Annotated in this window: 18 protein-coding genes; 12 read left to right on the top strand and 6 right to left on the bottom strand. The window is 42.3% G+C overall.

Going from position 1 to position 19,348, the window contains the following annotated elements; translation table 11 throughout:
• Positions 1-43: 43 nt before the first annotated feature.
• On the bottom strand, positions 44-1,681 hold the full coding sequence (locus JFC08_RS07590) for an electron transfer flavoprotein-ubiquinone oxidoreductase (RefSeq protein WP_087814817.1): 1,638 nt from the start codon (positions 1,679-1,681) through the stop codon (positions 44-46).
• 612 nt (positions 1,682-2,293) lie between these two features.
• Here JFC08_RS07590 and JFC08_RS07585 point away from each other — a divergent pair.
• From JFC08_RS07585 to JFC08_RS07570, 4 genes are all read left to right on the top strand, one after another.
• Positions 2,294-2,989 carry a DUF1285 domain-containing protein gene (locus tag JFC08_RS07585; protein ID WP_198330298.1) on the top strand — a complete coding sequence of 232 codons (696 nt, stop codon included), beginning with the start codon at positions 2,294-2,296 and terminating at the stop codon, positions 2,987-2,989.
• Between the two features lie 253 nt (positions 2,990-3,242).
• Complete coding sequence (murI, locus tag JFC08_RS07580; protein ID WP_198330297.1) at positions 3,243-4,250, top strand: glutamate racemase; 1,008 nt, start codon at positions 3,243-3,245, stop codon at positions 4,248-4,250.
• A 165-nt stretch (positions 4,251-4,415) separates the two neighbouring features.
• The gene (locus tag JFC08_RS07575) at positions 4,416-5,414 is read left to right on the top strand and encodes a DUF4062 domain-containing protein (protein ID WP_083475792.1); all 999 of its coding nucleotides are present in this window, start codon (positions 4,416-4,418) and stop codon (positions 5,412-5,414) included.
• Between the two features lie 277 nt (positions 5,415-5,691).
• Positions 5,692-5,991, top strand: coding sequence for a hypothetical protein (locus JFC08_RS07570; protein WP_045455583.1), 300 nt, complete (start codon positions 5,692-5,694; stop codon positions 5,989-5,991).
• Positions 5,992-6,128: 137 nt separating this feature from the next.
• On the opposite strand, the gene JFC08_RS07565 is transcribed toward JFC08_RS07570, so the two are convergent.
• Entirely contained in the window at positions 6,129-7,610 is a 1,482-nt protein-coding gene (locus JFC08_RS07565) for a lytic murein transglycosylase (protein WP_198330296.1), read from the bottom strand.
• Positions 7,611-7,903: 293 nt separating this feature from the next.
• Here JFC08_RS07565 and JFC08_RS07560 point away from each other — a divergent pair, with 293 nt between their 5' ends.
• A complete protein-coding gene (locus JFC08_RS07560; protein WP_198330295.1) occupies positions 7,904-9,400 on the top strand; it encodes an AAA family ATPase in 1,497 nt (498 codons plus the stop codon).
• On the top strand, positions 9,387-9,992 hold the full coding sequence (locus tag JFC08_RS07555; RefSeq protein ID WP_198330294.1) for a retron system putative HNH endonuclease: 606 nt from the start codon (positions 9,387-9,389) through the stop codon (positions 9,990-9,992). The genes JFC08_RS07560 and JFC08_RS07555 overlap by 14 nt, the downstream gene beginning before the upstream one ends.
• 31 nt (positions 9,993-10,023) lie before the next feature.
• Here JFC08_RS07555 and JFC08_RS07550 read toward each other — a convergent pair whose 3' ends face one another.
• On the bottom strand, positions 10,024-10,524 hold the full coding sequence (locus JFC08_RS07550) for a DUF1499 domain-containing protein (RefSeq protein WP_244656526.1): 501 nt from the start codon (positions 10,522-10,524) through the stop codon (positions 10,024-10,026).
• Here JFC08_RS07550 and JFC08_RS13890 point away from each other — a divergent pair.
• A complete protein-coding gene (locus tag JFC08_RS13890) occupies positions 10,505-10,672 on the top strand; it encodes a hypothetical protein (RefSeq protein ID WP_244656525.1) in 168 nt (55 codons plus the stop codon). The two genes, JFC08_RS07550 and JFC08_RS13890, sit on opposite strands and share 20 nt — an antisense overlap.
• 146 nt (positions 10,673-10,818) lie before the next feature.
• Here JFC08_RS13890 and tmpT read toward each other — a convergent pair whose 3' ends face one another.
• Both tmpT and msrA read right to left on the bottom strand, forming a co-directional pair.
• Positions 10,819-11,472 (bottom strand): thiopurine S-methyltransferase, encoded by a 654-nt coding sequence (gene tmpT / locus JFC08_RS07545; RefSeq protein WP_198330293.1) that lies wholly within the window; start codon positions 11,470-11,472, stop codon positions 10,819-10,821.
• Between the two features lie 169 nt (positions 11,473-11,641).
• Positions 11,642-12,163: a peptide-methionine (S)-S-oxide reductase MsrA gene (gene msrA / locus JFC08_RS07540; protein ID WP_198330292.1), complete on the bottom strand. Its 522-nt coding sequence runs from the start codon at positions 12,161-12,163 to the stop codon at positions 11,642-11,644.
• 203 nt (positions 12,164-12,366) lie between these two features.
• On the opposite strand from msrA, the gene cmoA reads away from it, so the two are divergent.
• From cmoA to JFC08_RS07525, 3 genes are read left to right on the top strand one after another with little or no spacing between them, the layout of a single operon-like run.
• The gene (gene cmoA / locus JFC08_RS07535) at positions 12,367-13,167 is read left to right on the top strand and encodes a carboxy-S-adenosyl-L-methionine synthase CmoA (RefSeq protein ID WP_198330291.1); all 801 of its coding nucleotides are present in this window, start codon (positions 12,367-12,369) and stop codon (positions 13,165-13,167) included.
• 50 nt (positions 13,168-13,217) lie between these two features.
• A complete protein-coding gene (cmoB, locus tag JFC08_RS07530; RefSeq protein WP_198330290.1) occupies positions 13,218-14,279 on the top strand; it encodes a tRNA 5-methoxyuridine(34)/uridine 5-oxyacetic acid(34) synthase CmoB in 1,062 nt (353 codons plus the stop codon).
• Between the two features lie 37 nt (positions 14,280-14,316).
• Entirely contained in the window at positions 14,317-15,450 is a 1,134-nt protein-coding gene (locus JFC08_RS07525; RefSeq protein ID WP_198330289.1) for a DUF1176 domain-containing protein, read from the top strand.
• Positions 15,451-15,606: 156 nt separating this feature from the next.
• Here JFC08_RS07525 and JFC08_RS07520 read toward each other — a convergent pair whose 3' ends face one another.
• Positions 15,607-15,825, bottom strand: coding sequence for a DUF2788 domain-containing protein (locus JFC08_RS07520; RefSeq protein WP_045448016.1), 219 nt, complete (start codon positions 15,823-15,825; stop codon positions 15,607-15,609).
• A 674-nt stretch (positions 15,826-16,499) separates the two neighbouring features.
• Here JFC08_RS07520 and argS point away from each other — a divergent pair.
• Positions 16,500-18,329, top strand: coding sequence for an arginine--tRNA ligase (argS, locus tag JFC08_RS07515; protein ID WP_198330288.1), 1,830 nt, complete (start codon positions 16,500-16,502; stop codon positions 18,327-18,329).
• A gap of 102 nt (positions 18,330-18,431) precedes the next feature.
• Complete coding sequence (locus JFC08_RS07510) at positions 18,432-19,247, top strand: SPOR domain-containing protein (RefSeq protein ID WP_198330287.1); 816 nt, start codon at positions 18,432-18,434, stop codon at positions 19,245-19,247.
• The last annotated feature ends 101 nt before the right edge of the window (positions 19,248-19,348 follow it).

Here is a 19,348-nt window from a genome sequence, read left to right as displayed (position 1 = left end):
GGCGGTTTTTAGTATTAGTGATTAGTTCTAACATTGTTTATATTTACATATTAGGATAGTTAGGGCCACCGCCACCTTCTGGCGTTACCCAAGTGATATTCTGTGAAGGATCTTTGATATCACAAGTTTTACAATGCACACAGTTTTGCGCATTGATCACAAACTTAGCTCCTTCGGCATCTTTTACCACTTCATATACCCCAGCTGGGCAGTATAAACGGGCAGGCTCAGCATATAACGGTAAGTTAATTGAAACAGGTACCGTTGGATCAGTCAGTTTCAAATGTACTGGCTGGTCTTCTGCATGATTAGTATTAGAGATAAATACCGATGACAGCTTGTCAAATACCAGTTTGCCATCAGGCTTGAGGTAGGTTGGCTGAAAAGCATGATTGGCACGCTCTAACTGATCATAATCTGGCAGGCTGTCATGTAAGGTAAGCGGCATTTTACCTTTTAATAAGTTGTGCTCGATAAAGGTAAAAGCACCGCCCATAAACAGACCCATGCGATGTATTGCAGGCGAGAAGTTGCGTGACTCATAGTTGTCTTGATACAACCATGACTCTTTATACATGGTGGTATAAGCAACGACTTCATCATGCTGACGATCAGCTTGTAGTGCCTCAAAGATGGCTTCGGCGGCTAGCATGCCTGACTTCATCGATGTGTGTGTGCCTTTGATTTTAGCAGGGTTCAAGAATCCAGCATCATCACCGACCAATACACCACCTGGGAAAGTGAATTTCGGTAGAGAGTTTAGGCCACCTTTGGTTAAAGCACGTGCGCCATAAGAGATGCGCTTACCGCCTTCCAATACGTTTTTGATGACGGGATGGGTTTTTAGGCGCTGCATCTCATCGAATGGCGACATATATGGGTTGTGGTAAGACAGGTCAGCGACAAGACCAAAACTTACTTGGTTGTTTTCATCGAAGTACAACCACCAGCCACCAGTAGAGCCTGTTTCGGTCAATGGCCAACCAAGACCGTGCATGACCACGCCTTGCTCGTGTTTCTCAGGGGCTACGTCCCACAGCTCTTTTAGACCGATACCATAATGCTGAGGATCTGAGTCTTTATCAAGATCAAAACGGCTGATTAAGCGCTTACCTAAATGACCACGGCTGCCTTCGGCAAAAATAGTGTATTTAGCAAGTAACTCATAACCTGGCTCAAAGCTAGGCTTGGCTTCGCCATTGGCAGCCACACCCATATCGCCCGTTAAGACACCACGTACAGAACCGTCGTCGTTATATAAAATATCATCTGCAGGGAAGCCTGGGAACATCATGACTTCAAGCTCTTCAGCTTGTACCGCCAACCAGCGCACCACATTGCCCAATGAGACAATATAGTTGCCATTGTTGTGCATCGGTCCTGGAATCAACGAGTCAGGTACTTTAGTAGAGCGCGTGGCTGAGTTTAGATAATAAAAGCGATCTTCGGTCGCTGGCACATTAAGCGGCGCGCCTTTTTCTTTCCAGTCTGGTATCAGCTCGTTCAAAGCGCGCGGTTCGATGACAGCACCTGATAAGGTATGCGCACCAAACTCAGAACCTTTTTCGACCACACAAACCATAAACTCATCATTACCAGCAGCGATAGCGAGCTGACGCAGGCGGATAGCAGCAGATAGCCCAGCAGGTCCACCACCGACGATGATAACGTCAAATTCCATAGACTCACGTTCAATCTCAGGCTCTGCCGCGACAGCTTCTACTACTGGCTCTGGCGCTTTGTCGATAGCGACTGTTTCAGATGGCACTTCTTGGGTCACAACGGCTGACTCTGCTTTATCTAGATTTGCCGTCTCTGTCGCTACTGATGGGTCAGTATTCACAGTGTCACTATCAATGACTGGCTTTTGATTGTCTTGCTCTTGCATACCTACTCCTAAACTTTTAGTGGCTTATCTCAGGGCATCATTAGCTTAACAATTGAATAATAGACTTGCGGCGCTAACATTACTCAGACATATGGCTGCCCGATAAAACTGTCTTTGCGACATCAATTGACCATGTTACTGTCGAGATCCATGTATCTAAGGATATCAACACATCACGTAAAATGTGTCATTAACACAACACCCACTTGACCATTTCAATAAAAAATCGTTACTCATTATAAAAGAAAAGTCCTACAAACACGATACGCATTTATGAGTATCGATGTTAAGGTAAGATTGAACTAATGAGGGTGCTAAGATGATATGTTTTCATCATACCCGAAACTAAAATTTATAGTAATAATAGATTTGCCAAACTTTGAATGCTAAGTAAAGGATTATAAGATGAATAACAATAATGAAGACATAATTCAAAATGATGAATTGGCAGCTAAACCGCCAAAAGACGTGCCATCTGAGCTAAATAATATGGATTCTCTCAGTCAGTATCTAAAGTCTACCGTAGGCAAACGTGAAGGACGTGCCATCCCACCATTGGATAAATGGCACCCAAAAGATGTGGCCGATATGGATCTGGTCATAAAGGCAAATGGCGAGTGGTGGCATGAAGGCGGGCAAATGACCAGAGAGTCATTGGTGAGCTTATTTGCGACTATTTTATGGAAAGAAGACAATAATGGCATCATTGAATATTTTTTGAAGACGCCAGTACAGAAAATCCGTATCCAAGTTGAAGATGCCCCTTTATTAATCAATGACGTCGGTATCGTCAACGAAGGCAACAATCGTTGGCTAGAATTTACCACGACGACTGGCGATGTGGTGCGTTTAGATGATGAGCACACCATCACATTAAAGGCGTATAATCCTACAGACAATGATACGATTGATCAGCAGGCAGCAATGGATATGCAGGTACGTCCTTATATGCCCGTTAGAAATGGTTTGGACGCACTTATTGGGCGTAATACTTTTTATCATTTGACCGAAATTGGCGAATTGACAGAGCAAAATGGTGAGACGATACTGACATTACAAAGTGGCGGAAAATCCTATGAGCTGTCGATGCCAGACAGTTAACGCAAGGGCTCAAAACTATGTGTCCGTCAAATAATTTACGGTTTAGATATAGTCAATCCCATATAAATCAGATACGGTATCAGGTTCGCTTAGTCTACTATTTGTAGTACTTTTGCTTGCCCTCATTGTATCCAAATTATATTGAACCGACTATAGCGATAAATCACCAGATAATTACTGTAGTATGCAAAACAGCAAACAGCAAACAGCATAAAGATGACGATATGTATATAAAAATGGCAGTAGAGTAGTGATGGATATTGCTGCAAGTAATAGCTTAAATAGGGTGAAAATGCGCTTAGATAGCCTTGATGGTAAACATGTTGAGCATGTCGATAGTGCAACTAATGCTAAAGCTGACATCCATAAAACGAATATCGGCACAGTTATAAATAATAAAAAGCGCAATGCGCCAATCGGATTGTTTGACTCTGGTGTCGGTGGACTGTCAGTTTATCTACATTTGGCACAGCAGTTGCCTGCTGAGCGTTATGTCTATTATGCAGACACCTTAAATGTGCCTTATGGTAATCGTGATAGCGCCGATATTGAAGCGTTGACTTTAACAGCCGTTGATTGGTTGTATGAGCAGGGCTGCAAGCTCATTGTTATTGCTTGTAATAGCGCCTCAGCTTATGCTTTGGAAACAGCCAGACGGCGTTATCCGCAGCTGCCTATCGTCGGATTAGTCCCGGCGCTAAAGCCCGCCATATCGGCGAGCAAAACTGGTCGCGTGGTCGTTTTAGCGACTAAAGCTACCTTGAATGGCACATTGCTTAATGAGGTCATCGATCACTTTGCTAAACCCAACAATACGGTAGTGACCAAATATTTTGATCCGCAATTGGTACCTTGGGTAGAGGCGGGAATGCCAGAGCAGGATGATACTGCTTTAAGATTACGCCAGCAGCTCACATTATTTGCTCATGATGGCGTTGATCAATTGGTACTAGGCTGTACGCACTATCCATTTTTCAAAACGTTTTTGTTAGATGAGATTGCTCAGCAGCAATTGGCGATGCAGGTCGTTGATTCTGGACAAGCCATTGCTGAGCGAGTTAAGCAGCTATTGGCTGCAAACCAGCTGTCTGCATTGGTTGACAATACCCCAGATGATCATTGTTTAGAAACAACTGACAAAACAAAAGTTGTCATTCGACCGCCATTGATTTTTTATGCGACTAAGTTCGATGATAAACTGGGTACTTTAATAGCGCGTTTGCTTGGCAAAGACGCCATCTTGCAATACTGTTCTGAATAGGCGCAGCTAAAGGTGTTTATATCAAACCCATAACCATAATATTGATATATTAAAAATAAATTGAGCTTATTTTTATAAGATTATGCTAGGCTGTGCAACACAAGATATTTGTGCTCTATTTTATATCATATTATTCTATGTCATGACCTAAGCTTAGAGGTGATTGTGCCAAACCGTCGCTATCATATTCACATCATATGCGCTGACAATGATCAATTGTTGGTCTTGGACAGCTTGGCGATATTTTTTCAGTCGCGGGCTTTCTTGACCTATGATGTGTCGAGCCAATTGCCAAAAGCATCGCTATATGGTCGACAATGTATTGACTCCTGCGATTATGCACTGATGCTCATTGGAGACAGTTATGGCACCGTGCAAAGGAATGGCGTTAGCCAAATGCATTTGAGCTATTTGAATGCCAAAGCCAAGCTCAAACCGTTACTCATCTTAATCAAAAATCATCATCCAGATGCGAGTATCAGTCGTCAACTGCAAGAATTTATTAAGTCGGTAACTCGGCAGGACAATACGATATATTATTATGATACAGAAACGGATATTGAGCCATTACTTGTACAAGCTTACTATAACGCAGTGACCAATCATCAGGTCGTTGGTGGATGGCTGAGAGCTAATGAGGAAATGATTAAATTTAGCAAGCAAACCGTGGCGGAACGGTTTGCAGATCTATTGTCTACTGACAAAACGCTAAAGGAAAATAGCCCACCTGCTGATGAATTCGTCTCTGATGATGTGAGTAAGCCTATTATATTGTTAGAAGCTTTTGATATTCAATATAGTGCTCAAGCTTATGCAGGTGGCAACCTAACCGATGTTACCAGACCCTTGACCTTAACATGGCAAGAGATATTGATCGCCTTGATGAAAATACCAGCGACCTTTTCGAGCTATGGCTTGCAAAATGCTGTGAATCGCTTGATAGCGTCAAAAGCTGAGCAAGACATCAAAAAAGAGATGCCGAATGTCCATGCCGTCTCGCGCTGCCAAATTTCTCAAGATGATTTGAACCAGCTACAACGTCAGCTAGTGGGTGCAAACTGGATACAGCTCACAACCTATGGCACTCGCGTCTCGCAAGAACTTTGGAAGTTGACCTTTCACGCAAAAAATCTCTTGAACGAAGTCCATCATAACTCCCAATGATTCGTATTTTGCACTAATAATATTCCTGCCTTCCTCATTTCAAAATAGTCAGTAGCCTATCAGCTGTAAAGAGCACACGTGTGGCTGTGACTACGTTTTGTAATACAAAGCATACGCGTCAACGGTTGTGAATCCATTTAAGACTGGTAATATTGAGACTAATCAGAGATTGATAATAAATACATTATTTATATTAAAATTACTGACGTATATATTGTATACATATAAGTCGAATGTATATAAATCGCATAATAATACTGACTAAGGAGAGCACCTGATGAGTAACGCTAAAAACGATGCATTAAAAAAAGAGCTTGATGGCTTAGAAGAATCTATGCATGCTGCCGAGCAGTTTCATACATTAGAAGAGCAAGTAGCGGACATGAAACGTCGCGGTATCGACCCTAGCCAAGCTTACAAAGACTTGGACAGAAAAGAAGAAGACGCTGATTGGGGCGATGCTACTTGGAAAGAAAACGGCAAGTGGGAACCAAAAACACCTGCTGATCTAGATGAAAAAGCACGTGAGAACTGGGATGGTGACAATGGTAAACCGAACCCACCACCGATCGTTTAAGTTAAAAATTGACTAAAAAGTAAAAAGTAAACCCTATGAAAAAAGCCACGTTATTATTAACGTGGCTTTTTTTATGTGCTTAATCTAGGGCGTGCTTAGCCTAGTATGTGCTTAACCTAAGATACATCCGCGGAATACTAAGAACCTTCGTCAACACGAACGAGCTTCACCACACCGTCGCTACCAGTGACACGGCGATAGCGTGTGTTACCAGAGTTAGGTGATTGCGCAGAAGGCTGCGTCGAGTAAGTATTAGGAGTACTCGTTTGCTGCTGAATCAGCTGTCCCATGCGATCAGCAGAGGCAGGGTTTAAAGGCTGGCTATTCGATGGCTGCCCGTATTGATTGCCGTATTGCGTACTTTTCGGGGCTGTATTTCCAGCATCTCCAATGATTGCGCGGTAGAATTTCTGTCCTGCGCGGCCATCCGCTGGCAAGATACCACGACTAGATTGGTATTGCTGAATCGCGATACGGGTATTGTCGCCAATAATGCCGTCAACACCACCAATATCGTAACCCGCATTCAATAACGCCTGCTGGATATCTTTGGCTTGCTGGCGACTGATACCAGGGTCATCGGTAGGCCATGCTGTGACAAAGTCAGTTTTGCTGCTGTCCTCTTTGGTGATTAAGTCTGATAAATGGGCGATTGCCAACGCATAATTTTCTGACGCATTATAAGAATAAAACGTATCAAAGTTTTTACCAACTAAGAAAGCAGGACCATCTTTGCCAGCGGGTAATAATAACCCAGCGCTACTCAAATCGTTTGGCAATGGACTGCCATTGGCGAGCGTGATACCTTGATTGCGCCAGTGGCTAATAGACTTCTTGTTTTTACGGTCAGACGCAGCCCAAAATCCACTGGGCAGCTTGACTTCGTAGCCCCAAGGCTCGCCCGTGCGATAGCCACGATTGTCCAAGAAGTTGGCGGTAGAGGCTAGCGCGTCAGGCACACTATTGACCAAATCACGGCGACCATCACCATCAAAGTCGACTGCCAGCTCTAAAAAGGTACTTGGCATAAATTGCGTTTGCCCAAAAGCGCCTGCCCATGAGCCAGTCATATCACTTGGTGCGATATCACCGTTTTGGACGATTTTTAGCGCATTAGCGTATTCACCTTGGAAGTAGCTCTGACGGCGATCGAAACAAGACAGCGTCGCTAGAGACTCAAACAAAGGTTTTTTGCCCAATGTCTGCCCAAAGTTTGACTCAACGCCCCATACACCTAGTACGTGCTCGGCTTTGACGCCATAGCGTGATTCAATTTGACGTAGCGTATCTGCCCATTGGCGCTTGGCGCGGATGCCATCTTCTACACGCTCTTTATCGACCAGTGAAGATAAATAATCCCAAACGTCTTTTTGAAACTCTGGCTGGTAATTCAATGACTGAATCACGCTAGGGTCAGGCTGGCTAGGGCGATAGTTATTAAAAGTAGAGCTATCAACCCCTCGAAATTTGCTAGAGTTTTTCAAACCGTCTAAGCATTGTTGAAACTCGGCATTAGATAAGTCTGGCGCTGGTGGTTTGGCTGCTTGAGCAGTGCTAGCAAAACTCAGCCCAACAGCAAGGCTAAGTAGCGATAAAGTAGAAACTGGAGTCAAACGCATGAAAATATCCTATAAACGTTGAAATAGTTATTAAAAGAGAAAGCAAAGCGGATTGGTGCAGTATGGACTTAGAGTAACCAATCTCATGGGTAAAGAAAAGGTATCGAAGTAAGCTGTTACTATAAATTGACGGTGGCGTGAGGTTGAGAGAGGGTTTAGGCAAGTTGAGAATTTTTTCCCAAAACAATAGCATTCCTCAGCTGTGTTTTAAGTTGCTATACTGACTGGTAAGAATTTTCAAAGAAATTGATAAAATACTTAAATATTTACTACCTATAAAAATAAGGTAAACAATGAAAGTCAAACGCTTACACCTACAAAACTATGGTCGCTTTGAAGACTTAACAATAGACTTTGCGCCAACTTCTGAAAAGATGGGTAATGTCACTGTTATTGTGGGTAATAATGGGGCTGGTAAGTCACAAGTTTTGCAAGCACTGGCGACAAATTTGAGTTGGTTTGTAGCAAAACTTGCTAGTGATGAAGATGGTTTTAATATTGATAAAACTTATATAAATAATGGTAAGAACGAGGTCAAAGCTAGTATAAGGGTTGATTTTAACGAGAACAATCCAATGCCTTATGGATTAGAAGAAGATGCAGACTGGAGTATTACTTCTGTTAAAGATGGACGTCTTAAATCTTCGAGTAATTATATGAAATTGTTAAGTAAAACTGTCAGAAGTTTTCGCTCAAACCTAACTAAAGAAGATAAGTATTCTTTACCTCTTATAACTTTCTATTCAGTCAATAGGACAATATCAGTTCAAATTCAGAAGGATATCTTTTCATACCAATATGATCAGTTGGATGCTTATAAAAACTGTTTAAACTCAAACTCTATAGTTTTCTCGAATTTCCTAGATTGGTTTAGAAATTCAGAAGATATTGAAAATGAAAGGAAAGTATCAACTGAAAGTATTTTGGAAGGATTAAATAGTGAAAATGAAAAAGTTTTGAATGAAGTTAAGAAAATTTTAAGTCAGCTTAAGTCTTCTAAAGAAGACAAAGTAAATATTGGTCTAGAGATGTTAGAGGAATCTAAATATAAGATAGAAAAAGAAATACATGAAGTGCAAAAGCTACAAAAGCATAGCGAGGACATTTCTAGAGACTTACCTTTATTCTTTGTGAAAAGCGCACTGAAGTATTTTACTGGGTTCACTGATTTTTATATCCGTCGTAAAGGTACTGCTACCATGATAGTGGAAAAGGATGGCGAAAAGTTAGATGTTAATCAGTTATCCCAAGGAGAGAAATCACTTCTAGCTTTAGTAGGTGATATAGCTCGCCGTCTAGCAATCCTTAATCCAAGCCTAGCGAATCCATTAGAAGGTGAAGGCGTAGTGATGATTGATGAGGTGGATTTGCATCTTCATCCAAAGTGGCAACATGATTTGATTGATAAGTTGGTCGCTACTTTCCCAAACGTTCAGTTTATCTTAACCACACATTCGCCACATGTTATCAGTGATCGTAATGATATTTTGTTGTATTCATTGGATGATGGTGAATTAACAGAAATGCCTAATGTCTATGGTGAAGATGCCAATACAGTGCTTACCAAAATATTTGATGTAGATATTCGTGACAGTAAGGTAGAGGAACAATTTAACGTGATTCGCCGCGCTATCAGTAAGCATGATTATGTGAAAGCAGATACTCGTATAACAGAGCTAGCTGAAAAACTGCCATCTGACCATTTAGAACTATTAAAGTGTCGTCTATTATTGGCTCAAGCGAAATTGGCAAAATCTAATAAAGATGAGTCGAATCATGCAAAAGATTGATAAGTTAGGGTCAATGCCTCTTGAGACAGCAAAGAGTTTTAAAAAGTATCAAACTAAGAATTGGGGCGAAATTCCAGAAACTATTAAAGCGCCTTTGCGTCAGCAGTTGTATGATGAACAGCGTGGAGTTTGCTGTTACTGCTGTAAAAGTCTTGGCAATGGAAACACGACTATTGAACATTTAAAAAGCCGTAACGACTATCCACATAAGTGCTTTGACTATGATAATTTATTATTAAGTTGTAGAACTGCTAAGCAGTGTGACAACGCAAAAGGCAGCCAAGAACTGCTTTTAACACCGCTTATGGATGAATGTGAAGATGAGATAAAACTAAATCTTGCAGGACAGTTAGAGTCTGATAGTAAACGTGGTAGTGAAGCTATTCAAATGTTGAATCTAAATAGTCGTAAAGCCTGTAGACACCGCAAAGATTTGTTCACTATGATGAGTGAGGTTTTTGGTTATGACTTACCGTATAAGCCTCCCTTAGAAATAGCAAATGAATACGCTCTTGAAATGCTTTTAACATGTCTACCTGATGAAGGGCAAAGAAGTGAGCTTCAATATATTGTCAAAAAACTGACTAAATAAGTTATAGGAGGTTTCGAGGTTTCAAAAATAACTACTCCCCCAAAACCCTATCCAACTCTTCAACCAACGTATGAATACGCGCCGCATTTTTGCCCAAATCGCTCCCACCAACCCGTGACTTGCTACGAATATCTACTAGACGTTCACTACTGTTATCCGTGATATGCACGACCACATCATCTTTAAAACCGAACCAAGCAGTCGTATCTGTCGCTTCGATGATGCCTTTGTCCGCATCGATATTGACAAGCTCCCAACCTAAATTATCGATGGCTTGTTTGGTTGCCTCAACCAACTCAGATTTTGACTGGCTATAGCGTAATGTTTGTAATTCAGGGTAGGCGGCGCGCTGCTGCGTTGCAGTCTCTACACCTGCATACTCAACTGGGTTTGGTGCATCAGCGCGCAGTGGGGCAATGGCCACAAATTCAGGTGGGTTCACTAGGTCGGTTGAAATATCGTGAATGGGCGGTACGTTTTTGGCGCTATTCATCATGCTTAGTGGAATAGCAATGGCAGTGATAGCAAGCATTGCCGATGTTAATGCGCTACCAATGCTAGCCGTGTCTCGTTTAAATAAAAGCTGTATGCCTAATAGTACCAATGCTGCGATACCAGCAAATACACCAAACTTAAACCTTGCAAACGCAGTCGCTAAATCGACTAAGCCAAATTTTTAAAGCGGACCTGCGAGTGTGACTAGCAAAATAGAGATTAAACTTATCAGCCCAACGAATATTTTCATTCAATTTCTCCATCATAATTTAGTACTGATTAATCGCTACGCAAACGGCTTTATTAACCACTTATTTCATTTATTAACCACTCACTTTAATAGCCAAACATGCTCCGTGACCATTAGCTCAGGTGCCGATCCTATAGAAGTAAGTTCACTCGTCAGTTCGCTGATATAATAGTTATCGCCATAATATTGCTGTATTTGCTCGCTACTGATAGAGAACGGCGGTCCCGCTTTTTTGCTTTGGTCATAAGTGAGAGTGATGATAAATTGTGGTGCATGACCACTTATTTTACGTATATGCTCGCTATACTTCGTACGCATATTTTCTGGCAGCGCAATCAATGCGGCTTTATCATACACCGCCTTTACAGATCCGATATCCTCAGATGACAGTGCAAAAATATCAGCAACCCATAAGGTAATGGTTTGTCCTGACAACTGACCTTGATAGTATTTAATGGCTGGATTGTCTGCATGCTGGTGCACAGCAGGGGAGATATTCTGCTCAGCAAAGAATTCTTGTATCGCTGTTTCCACCAATTCAACGCCTACGACGTCGTAGCCTTGCGCTGACAGCCAAGCCATATCAATCGATTTACCACATAAAGGAACAAAGACACGGCTACCAGCTGGCAGGTTTAACTGCTTAAAGTAATTTATTAATAATGGGTTCACTGCAGACTGATTAAAGCCAATGCGTTTCTCTTGCCAGCGGCTGTGCCAAAATTCAGCGTTCATACCTTCGCCTTTATTCGTTGAGGGTTATATTTAAGTTGTTTCTATCATAACTGTTTGAGTGAGAATGCTAAAGATGTTAAAAAGCCAAACGCTCATACAATAAGCGTTTGGCTATAATGAAATGCTGAGATAATCTTTTTTCAAATGAAAAACTATCTTCATTTGTCGTTTAGCTCACCATATACTGACTAAACTCTTTACGCAATTTGGCAAGCTTTGGCGGTATGGCAAAGTTGCAATACCCTTGTCCTGGATTCTTATTAAAGAAATCCTGATGGGTCTCTTCTGCTTGATAAAACTCAACAGCTGGATTTACTTCAGTGACCACATTGACGCCCATATCGCGCAGTTTGTTGATGGTGCGGTCAATCGTTGGTTTCTGATTTTCTTCGGTATAAAAAACCACGCTGCGGTACTGGCTACCGACGTCATTGCCTTGACGATCCATTGTGGTGGGATCATGGGTAGCAAAGAAAACATCAAGTATCACTTCTAGCGGGACGATAGAGTCATCGAACTCGATTTTGATGACTTCAACGTGCCCTGTATTGCCACTACAGACCGCTTCGTAATTGGCAGAAACAGCGTCACCGCCCATGTAGCCTGAAACGACAGATTGCACACCTTTTACGGATAAAAATACCGATTCGGTGCACCAAAAACAGCCACCGCCCAAAATAATGGTTTGCATAATTTTTCCTATTTTTATAAATATAAAATATGAGCCAAGTGTTTTTTACTTAGCAATACGTATTTAGCTTAGCAGGGCATCTGACCGCGATAAGTAACAAACAGTAATGTTATAATGGGCTTTTGCTACGTCGTGCCGCTTTCAGCTAGTAATGACAAGCAAGACCATCAATTATCTCCTAATTTAAGTTCTATTATCACAAAATGAGTCGCACCATGAGTCAATCTAAGCCTGCTATTGTTAAACACGACACCCTATTTGACAAACCGTTTACCACGCCACTTGATAAAGCAGCGCGCTTCTCTTTTGATGAGCAAGTGGTGGCTTGTTTCCCTGATATGATTCGTCGCAGTGTGCCAGGTTATGGTCAGGTGCTAGCGATGTTACCCATATTTGCCCGACGCCATTGTAAGTATCGTCAACAGAGCGATAGTGGTCAGCGCGTCAGTCGAGTGTATGATTTGGGCTGTTCACTTGGCGCAGCAAGCATGACGTTGGCGGGTGAGTTTGAGCCGCAAGACTTGCAGATTAAAGCGATTGATATCTCACCAGCGATGACGACCGAAGCGACCACGCTACTGAGTGACAATTATCCTGCGCATGACATCGAAGTGATTACCGCTGATATTCGCGATGTGGAACTTGAACCCTGCGATATGGTGATTTTGAATTTAACGCTACAGTTTTTGCCCGCTGCCGATAGAGTCGCAGTATTAGAGAAAATTTATGCAGCGTTAAGTGAAGGCGGGATACTGGTATTAACTGAAAAAACCCATGCTTTTGATGAGCAATATGATGCATGGCTGGTTGAGCGTTATTATGATTTTAAACGTGCCAATGGTTATACCGAAATGGAAATCAGCGGCAAGCGTAATGCACTAGAGAACGTGCTTATTACTGATACTTTAGACGAGCATCATGCACGGTTAGATCAAGTTGGTTTTCAGCGTCATCTGACGTGGTTTCAGTTTTTAAACTTCGTCTCTATTGTGGCATTTAAATAATCCTTATTTTTAACACAGTTGTTTTTTGATCAATACGGTAACCTGCTTTTATGCTTAACGACACTATCACCTACGCCGAACGCGCATTATATTTAACCTTGCTAGAATTAGCCCAGCAGCAGCCGAGTGCTTATGAATGGCTTACGCGCTTGCCAACATGGTTAAATGATATCAAGGACAAAGCCAACTACGCGCATGCACCTGCTTATCAAGCGTCAGTCGCTCGTTTGCCAACATTAACCGTCAATAATGTCGATCTAAACAGTGATGTCCTGACGATTGAGGCAAATCTTAGTGAGTCTCAGCGCAAACAAACAATGGCATTATTAAAGCAGCTCATGCCGTGGCGTAAAGGGCCTTTTCAAATTGGTGGTCAGATCGAAAATCAAATTGATAGTGGTCAGAATGAAGACCAACAAGCCGCGCCAATATTGATTGATACCGAATGGCACAGTGATTGGAAGTGGCAACGGGTCACACCGCATTTGGGGGATTTAAAAGGTCGTCGCGTATTGGATGTGGGCGGTGGCTCTGGCTATCACGGCTGGCGTATGGCTGGCGCTGGCGCGGATACAGTCATTATCATTGATCCGTCTTGCTTATTTTATCATCAGTTTATGGCGATTCGGCATTTTGTCGGGGCTGCTGATAGCTATAGAACGCATTATATCCCCGTACCACTTGAAGCATTGCCCGAGCACAGTCAGCTGTTTGATACTGTATTTAGCATGGGGGTGCTCTATCATCGCCAATCGCCGTTTGAGCATTTACAACAGCTTAAAGGGCAGTTGGTCAAAGGCGGTGAGCTGGTGCTTGAAACCTTGGTTATCGAAGGTGATGCCAATACCGTACTGGTGCCGCATGACCGCTATGCCCAGATGAATAATGTGTATTTTTTACCATCAGTCGCGGCATTGACAGGCTGGCTAGAAAAAGCTGGATTCTCAGAGGTACGTTGTGTCGATGTGGCAACGACTTCTATCGATGAGCAGCGTAAAACGGAATGGATGACTTATCATTCGCTGGCCGACTTCTTAGATCCTAATGATACTAGCAAAACGCTTGAAGGCTATCCTGCGCCGATGCGTGCAACTTTGATTGCCAAAAAGTAGCGCGTGCGTACTGTATCACTCATAAGGAATATGGACAGTGAAAAAATTAACGATTTTGCTCAGCGCTATGATGGGCTTGCTGCCATTGACGTCCCTACCAGCTCATGCTACCTATGGTACGCCATTTGAAGGGTGGGGCTTTGTGCAGGATGATTGGCAGGTGGTTTGTGATAATACATTGACTTGTCGCGCAGCAGGTTATGCAGAGGAGGATCAGTTAGATACTTCTGCCTCAATATTGCTCACAGTATTACCTAAAGTTTCTTTACCAAGTGCCACAGTACAGTTTTTACCAGAGGTTCCAAAGCAGAATAATACCGAGGCTGAGCTTTGGTTAAATGGTAAGAACTATGGCGAGATACAGGCAGATGCGGACGGTTACGCCTATGATTTAACCACCAAGCAAACTCAGCAACTTCTGAGTCATTCGCGTCAAAATACTAAGATAGAGATAAGAGCGGGTGGTAAAAATTGGTCTATTAGCGACAAAGGTATGAGTGCCGTGCTGCTAAAACTTGATGAGGTACAAGGCAGAGTGGGCACGCCAATAGCATTGGTAAGTCAAAACCACACAAGTAAGCAAATACCGAAATCCGCTAAGCCAAAGCCAATCATCAAAAAGGCATTCTCGTATTCAGAAAAAGAAAATAAGACACTATCTGCATCAAAACAGGCGTACTTTCAGGTCAATATAAACAAGTGGATCGATATTGATGCCAAGGAGCTTATAGGCTCAAATGAGGTGATGGGAGACTGTGAGCTGATTAATCCAAAAACCGAAGTGTACCAACGAATGCAAGAGTATGGTTCTGATAGACTGGATTGGACGTTTACACCCGTAGATGCCACCCATACGCTTGCTAGCCATCTGTGCTGGCAAGGCGCATATAATGAGAGTTCGGGTTATTGGCTTATTAATCATGACAAACCAAGCAAGCCAAAATTGATCACCACCGCAGGCAATGACTATTCTGATGGCGAGATTTGGGCAACACATAAAGATCGAGGCTTGGGTGATTGCTGGAATCATGCGATATGGGTTTGGAATGGTCAAACATTTGCCAAATCGGAAGATTCCAGCTCAGGAATGTGTCGCGGTTTTGCTGGTGGTGCGTGGGATTTACCAACTTACGTGAGTAAAGTCGTAAAAAATGATAGCAAGGCTCAGTGAGTGATATTTTAATAGGAATGATTGACACACTATAAAGTAAAGCCGTCATGAGCCATGCATTTTTTAATTGATTATTTAACCGTTTATTTATCAGTGATAGGCGAGTTATTTATTACCTATCATTGACAGTGAGGATACTGCTTAATTATATAAAAATTATATCAACCACCTTTTAAAAGCGACTTCCAACAATAGCTTGAGTAAGAAGCCCACAAACCCTGCGCCTAGTGCTAAGAAAATCCAAAATGTGCCCGCGCGCCCAGCTTGAGATTCTTTAGAGATATCCCACATAATAAAAAATAAGAAGGCGATGAATATGGGTAGTAAAACATACAATCCCCAACTGGTAACTGTACTGGCAGCAATAGCAAACATGGCATAATCCTATAAAGTAGTAACGCCGTCTTTATTTATTTCTATTATTTTATGGATCTTTTGATAATAATTGCCTTCAAAATGAAGTATCACCATTCATGATATAAGCAGTAATCCATAAAATAAGTCAGAAAAAAGCAGGCAGCAATACAAACCGTTATTATAACGCGGAAGCGAGCAGGTATAAACTGCTGCTAAGTATGAGACAACAGTAACGCTACAATTTGCAGGGCTGACTTATCGTGAATGAAAGCACAGACAACGCCTGTTAGGGCGTGTCTTCAATTCAATCGATTATCCTCTAGATGGGCTAAAAATGGCTAAATTTTGCCAAACATCGTCAACTAGCTTATCAATATCTCGATATTATTTGTGCTACTTTTTTTGTTTGACGGCAATTTATCTCCTTTTTATCACCATTTTTACAATGAGGACACGCCCTAGTCACCTAAATTATCAGTGTTAACTGTCATAACCGTAAGATTTTAGTGCTAATTTTGGTGCACATAGTGCAATGCAGGGCAAAGATTGTTATATTTACAGGTTACTTATCTTTTTTGTATTATTTTATCCCCTGCAATGTCGGTCGCTATTATAATAGGCAGTTATTGGCTGCTCGCATTCGCCACATTTTATACCGTTTTTGTTGTTTATTTAACTGAGTTCAAATCCTTATGTCACAAGCCCAAATTGATACACTTGCATCACTATTTAACGATGCGATTCAAACCCTACAAGCAGATGGCACGTTACCAAGCGATTGGCAAAATAATAGCCAAATCACCCGTACTAAAGACTTAAGCCATGGTGATTTTGCCAGTAATATTGCGCTGACAGCGGCCAAAGCTGCTAAGGTCAATCCACGACAGCTTGCCGAAAAAATCGTCAATGCGCTGCCTGAAAACCAAGACATTCGCCAAGTAGAAATCGCAGGTCCAGGCTTTATTAACGTGTTCTTAAATGCGGAAGCCAAGTTTGCGGTATTAGATGATATCTTTGCCTTGCAAGATCGCTTTGGTTTAAGCGATCAGTTTGACGGGCAAAAAATTCAGGTTGAGTTTGTCTCTGCCAATCCAACGTCAAGTTTGCACGTTGGGCATGGTCGCGGTGCAGCGTTCGGTATGAGCGTGGCAAACTTGCTGGAAGCGATTGGTTATGACGTCACGCGTGAATATTATGTCAACGATGCGGGTCGGCAGATGGATATCTTGGCGACCAGTACCTATTTGCGTTATCTGGAAACCAACGGTGAGAAAATAATCTTCCCAGTCAATGGCTATCAAGGTGATTATGTCAGTGACATCGCCCAAACGTTAAAAGCGCAACACGGTGATCATTACGTTCATAGCTTTGCAGCAATCGCCAAAGATGTGCCAGCAGATGCTGAGTTTGAGATTAATGCGGACGGCGAAAAAACATTGCTATCAGGTGACAAAGAAGCGCATATTGATGGCCTAATTGCTAACAGTAAAGCCTTGCTTGGCGAGGGTTATGAGCTGTTTTTAAATGCGGCATTGAGCAGTATTTTAGCCGATATCAAAGATGACTTAAATGACTTTGGTGTGCGCTACGAGTGCTGGTTTAGCGAACGGTCTATTGATAGCGATATTGAGCCAGTCTTACAGACCTTAGATGAAAAAGGCTACCTATACGAAAAAGACGGTAATATTTGGTTCAAATCAACCGATTTTGGTGATGAAAAAGACCGTGTTGTGCGCCGTGCCAATGGTCAATCTACTTATTTTGCTTCTGATATCGCCTATCACAAAAACAAATTTGATCGTGGTTTTGATAAAGTGGTCAATGTTTGGGGTGCCGATCACCATGGTTATGTGCCACGCGTAAAAGCCGCTTTATTGGCGCTTGATATTGATGCTGAGCGTTTAGATGTGGTGCTTGTGCAATTTGTTGCACTATGGCGTGGCAGTGAAAAAGTGCAAATGTCCTCGCGTTCAGGTCAATTTGTCACCCTGCGTGATTTACGTACCGAAGTTGGTAACGACGCCGCGCGTTTTTATTATGTCGCCCGTAAGCCTGAAGTGCATATTGATTTTGATTTGGAGCTGGCTAAATCACAAAGCAAAGACAATCAAGTGTATTACATTCAATACGCGCATGCTCGTGTTTGCCGAGTATTAGAAAAGCTACAAAACAGTAGTCTTGTGGTAGACGATGCGATTGGTTTAGAGCATCAAAACTTACTTAGCGCGCCTAACGAAGATGAGCTGATTAAATTATTAACAGGATATCCAGCGACATTATTACGCGCCGCGACGGGCTATGAGCCACATGTCTTGACCAACTACCTTAAAGAGTTGGCAGCGCTATTTCATGGTTGGTATGACAGCAATCGCATTTTGCCAGTGAGTTTGACCTCAGGTGAGACACCAAGCTCGGATGAGATGGATTTAATGCAAGCCCGTTTGCGTTTGTCTAAAGCCGTACGTCAAGTATTGGCCAATGGTCTTAGTTTGTTAGGGTTGTCGGCACCATCTAGCATGTAGTTTTTTTCTACTATATAGTAACTTTCTAACATGTAGTATGAGTATAGATGACTGCCAGCCATAATTTGATGATAGTTAGATTCAGTAGGGAGAACCAGATCCATGCTAGCCAAAAAACCTAAAGGTGCGACTGAAAAACGCAAAACAAGTAGCGTATCAGGCTTATTGTGGATGTTTGTCGGGGCGGTATTGACCCTTATGATAGGGGTGTTTATATACTTGTCACCATTATTTGATTTCAGTCCTGCTGACAGCACCGCTGGTAATGATCCTGATCGTCAGGTACAGCCACGTGTCGACACTGATACTGATAATGGTGATTATGAGTTCTATGATATTTTGCCCAATCAAGAGATGGCGACTATTCCTGATGAAGATATTGCTGATACAGGCAATGACCGCATAGGGGATATCAGTGCCTTTGAGCCTGATGTCGTGGTGACTCAACCTGAAGATGGTTCAGCCAGTCGCAATGATGATACTGGTAACTTTGGTATCTCTGAAAACACGGTCATTGCGCCCAGTCGTGGAAATAACGCTGCTACCAGTAATAGCGGCGATGACATTGTGATCGTTGAAGAAGATGCGACCTATGATGGATCGACGCCTGCTAGTAGCAATAATACGTCTACCAATAATGCAGGCGCAGGTACTGCTAGCGTTCAGGCTGCAAAACCTGCGGCAACTTATATTTTGCAGATCAACAGCTTCGGCGATGCGGATGAAGCAGATCGCCGCCGTGCTCAAGTGTTGATGGCAGGTGTAGATGCTAGAGTGGTTAAGAATACAACGGGTAATGGTTTGCCAATTTATCAGGTTATTTCTCGCCCGATGAATAATCGCCAAGCAGTAACCACTGCTCAGCAGCGCTTACAAAATAATGGTATTGATTCCATCATCGTTGAACAGCGTCGTTAAGTTGCGCTATTTGATAGCAGTTTTAGTTCTTTATTAATAATAAAAAAAGCGTCGCAATGACGTTTTTTTTATCTCTAATTTTTAGCAAAGTTATTTTTTCT

The sequence above is a fragment of the Psychrobacter cibarius genome (genome assembly GCF_016107535.1).
GTDB lineage: Bacteria > Pseudomonadota > Gammaproteobacteria > Pseudomonadales > Moraxellaceae > Psychrobacter > Psychrobacter cibarius.
This window is presented reverse-complemented; position numbering and strand designations above follow the sequence as displayed.

Coding starts and splice junctions, on each gene's coding strand:
- cmoA (WP_198330291.1), top strand. CDS start 12,367: ATGAGTCGCACCATGAGTCAATCTAAGCCTGCTATTGTTAAACACGAC.
- JFC08_RS07520 (WP_045448016.1), bottom strand. CDS start 15,825: ATGTTTGCTATTGCTGCCAGTACAGTTACCAGTTGGGGATTGTATGTT.
- JFC08_RS07590 (WP_087814817.1), bottom strand. CDS start 1,681: ATGGAATTTGACGTTATCATCGTCGGTGGTGGACCTGCTGGGCTATCT.
- JFC08_RS07565 (WP_198330296.1), bottom strand. CDS start 7,610: ATGCGTTTGACTCCAGTTTCTACTTTATCGCTACTTAGCCTTGCTGTT.
- JFC08_RS07585 (WP_198330298.1), top strand. CDS start 2,294: ATGAATAACAATAATGAAGACATAATTCAAAATGATGAATTGGCAGCT.
- JFC08_RS07510 (WP_198330287.1), top strand. CDS start 18,432: ATGCTAGCCAAAAAACCTAAAGGTGCGACTGAAAAACGCAAAACAAGT.
- murI (WP_198330297.1), top strand. CDS start 3,243: ATGGATATTGCTGCAAGTAATAGCTTAAATAGGGTGAAAATGCGCTTA.
- JFC08_RS07570 (WP_045455583.1), top strand. CDS start 5,692: ATGAGTAACGCTAAAAACGATGCATTAAAAAAAGAGCTTGATGGCTTA.
- JFC08_RS07555 (WP_198330294.1), top strand. CDS start 9,387: ATGCAAAAGATTGATAAGTTAGGGTCAATGCCTCTTGAGACAGCAAAG.
- tmpT (WP_198330293.1), bottom strand. CDS start 11,472: ATGAACGCTGAATTTTGGCACAGCCGCTGGCAAGAGAAACGCATTGGC.
- JFC08_RS07550 (WP_244656526.1), bottom strand. CDS start 10,524: ATGCTTGCTATCACTGCCATTGCTATTCCACTAAGCATGATGAATAGC.
- JFC08_RS13890 (WP_244656525.1), top strand. CDS start 10,505: ATGGCAGTGATAGCAAGCATTGCCGATGTTAATGCGCTACCAATGCTA.
- JFC08_RS07560 (WP_198330295.1), top strand. CDS start 7,904: ATGAAAGTCAAACGCTTACACCTACAAAACTATGGTCGCTTTGAAGAC.
- argS (WP_198330288.1), top strand. CDS start 16,500: ATGTCACAAGCCCAAATTGATACACTTGCATCACTATTTAACGATGCG.
- msrA (WP_198330292.1), bottom strand. CDS start 12,163: ATGCAAACCATTATTTTGGGCGGTGGCTGTTTTTGGTGCACCGAATCG.
- cmoB (WP_198330290.1), top strand. CDS start 13,218: ATGCTTAACGACACTATCACCTACGCCGAACGCGCATTATATTTAACC.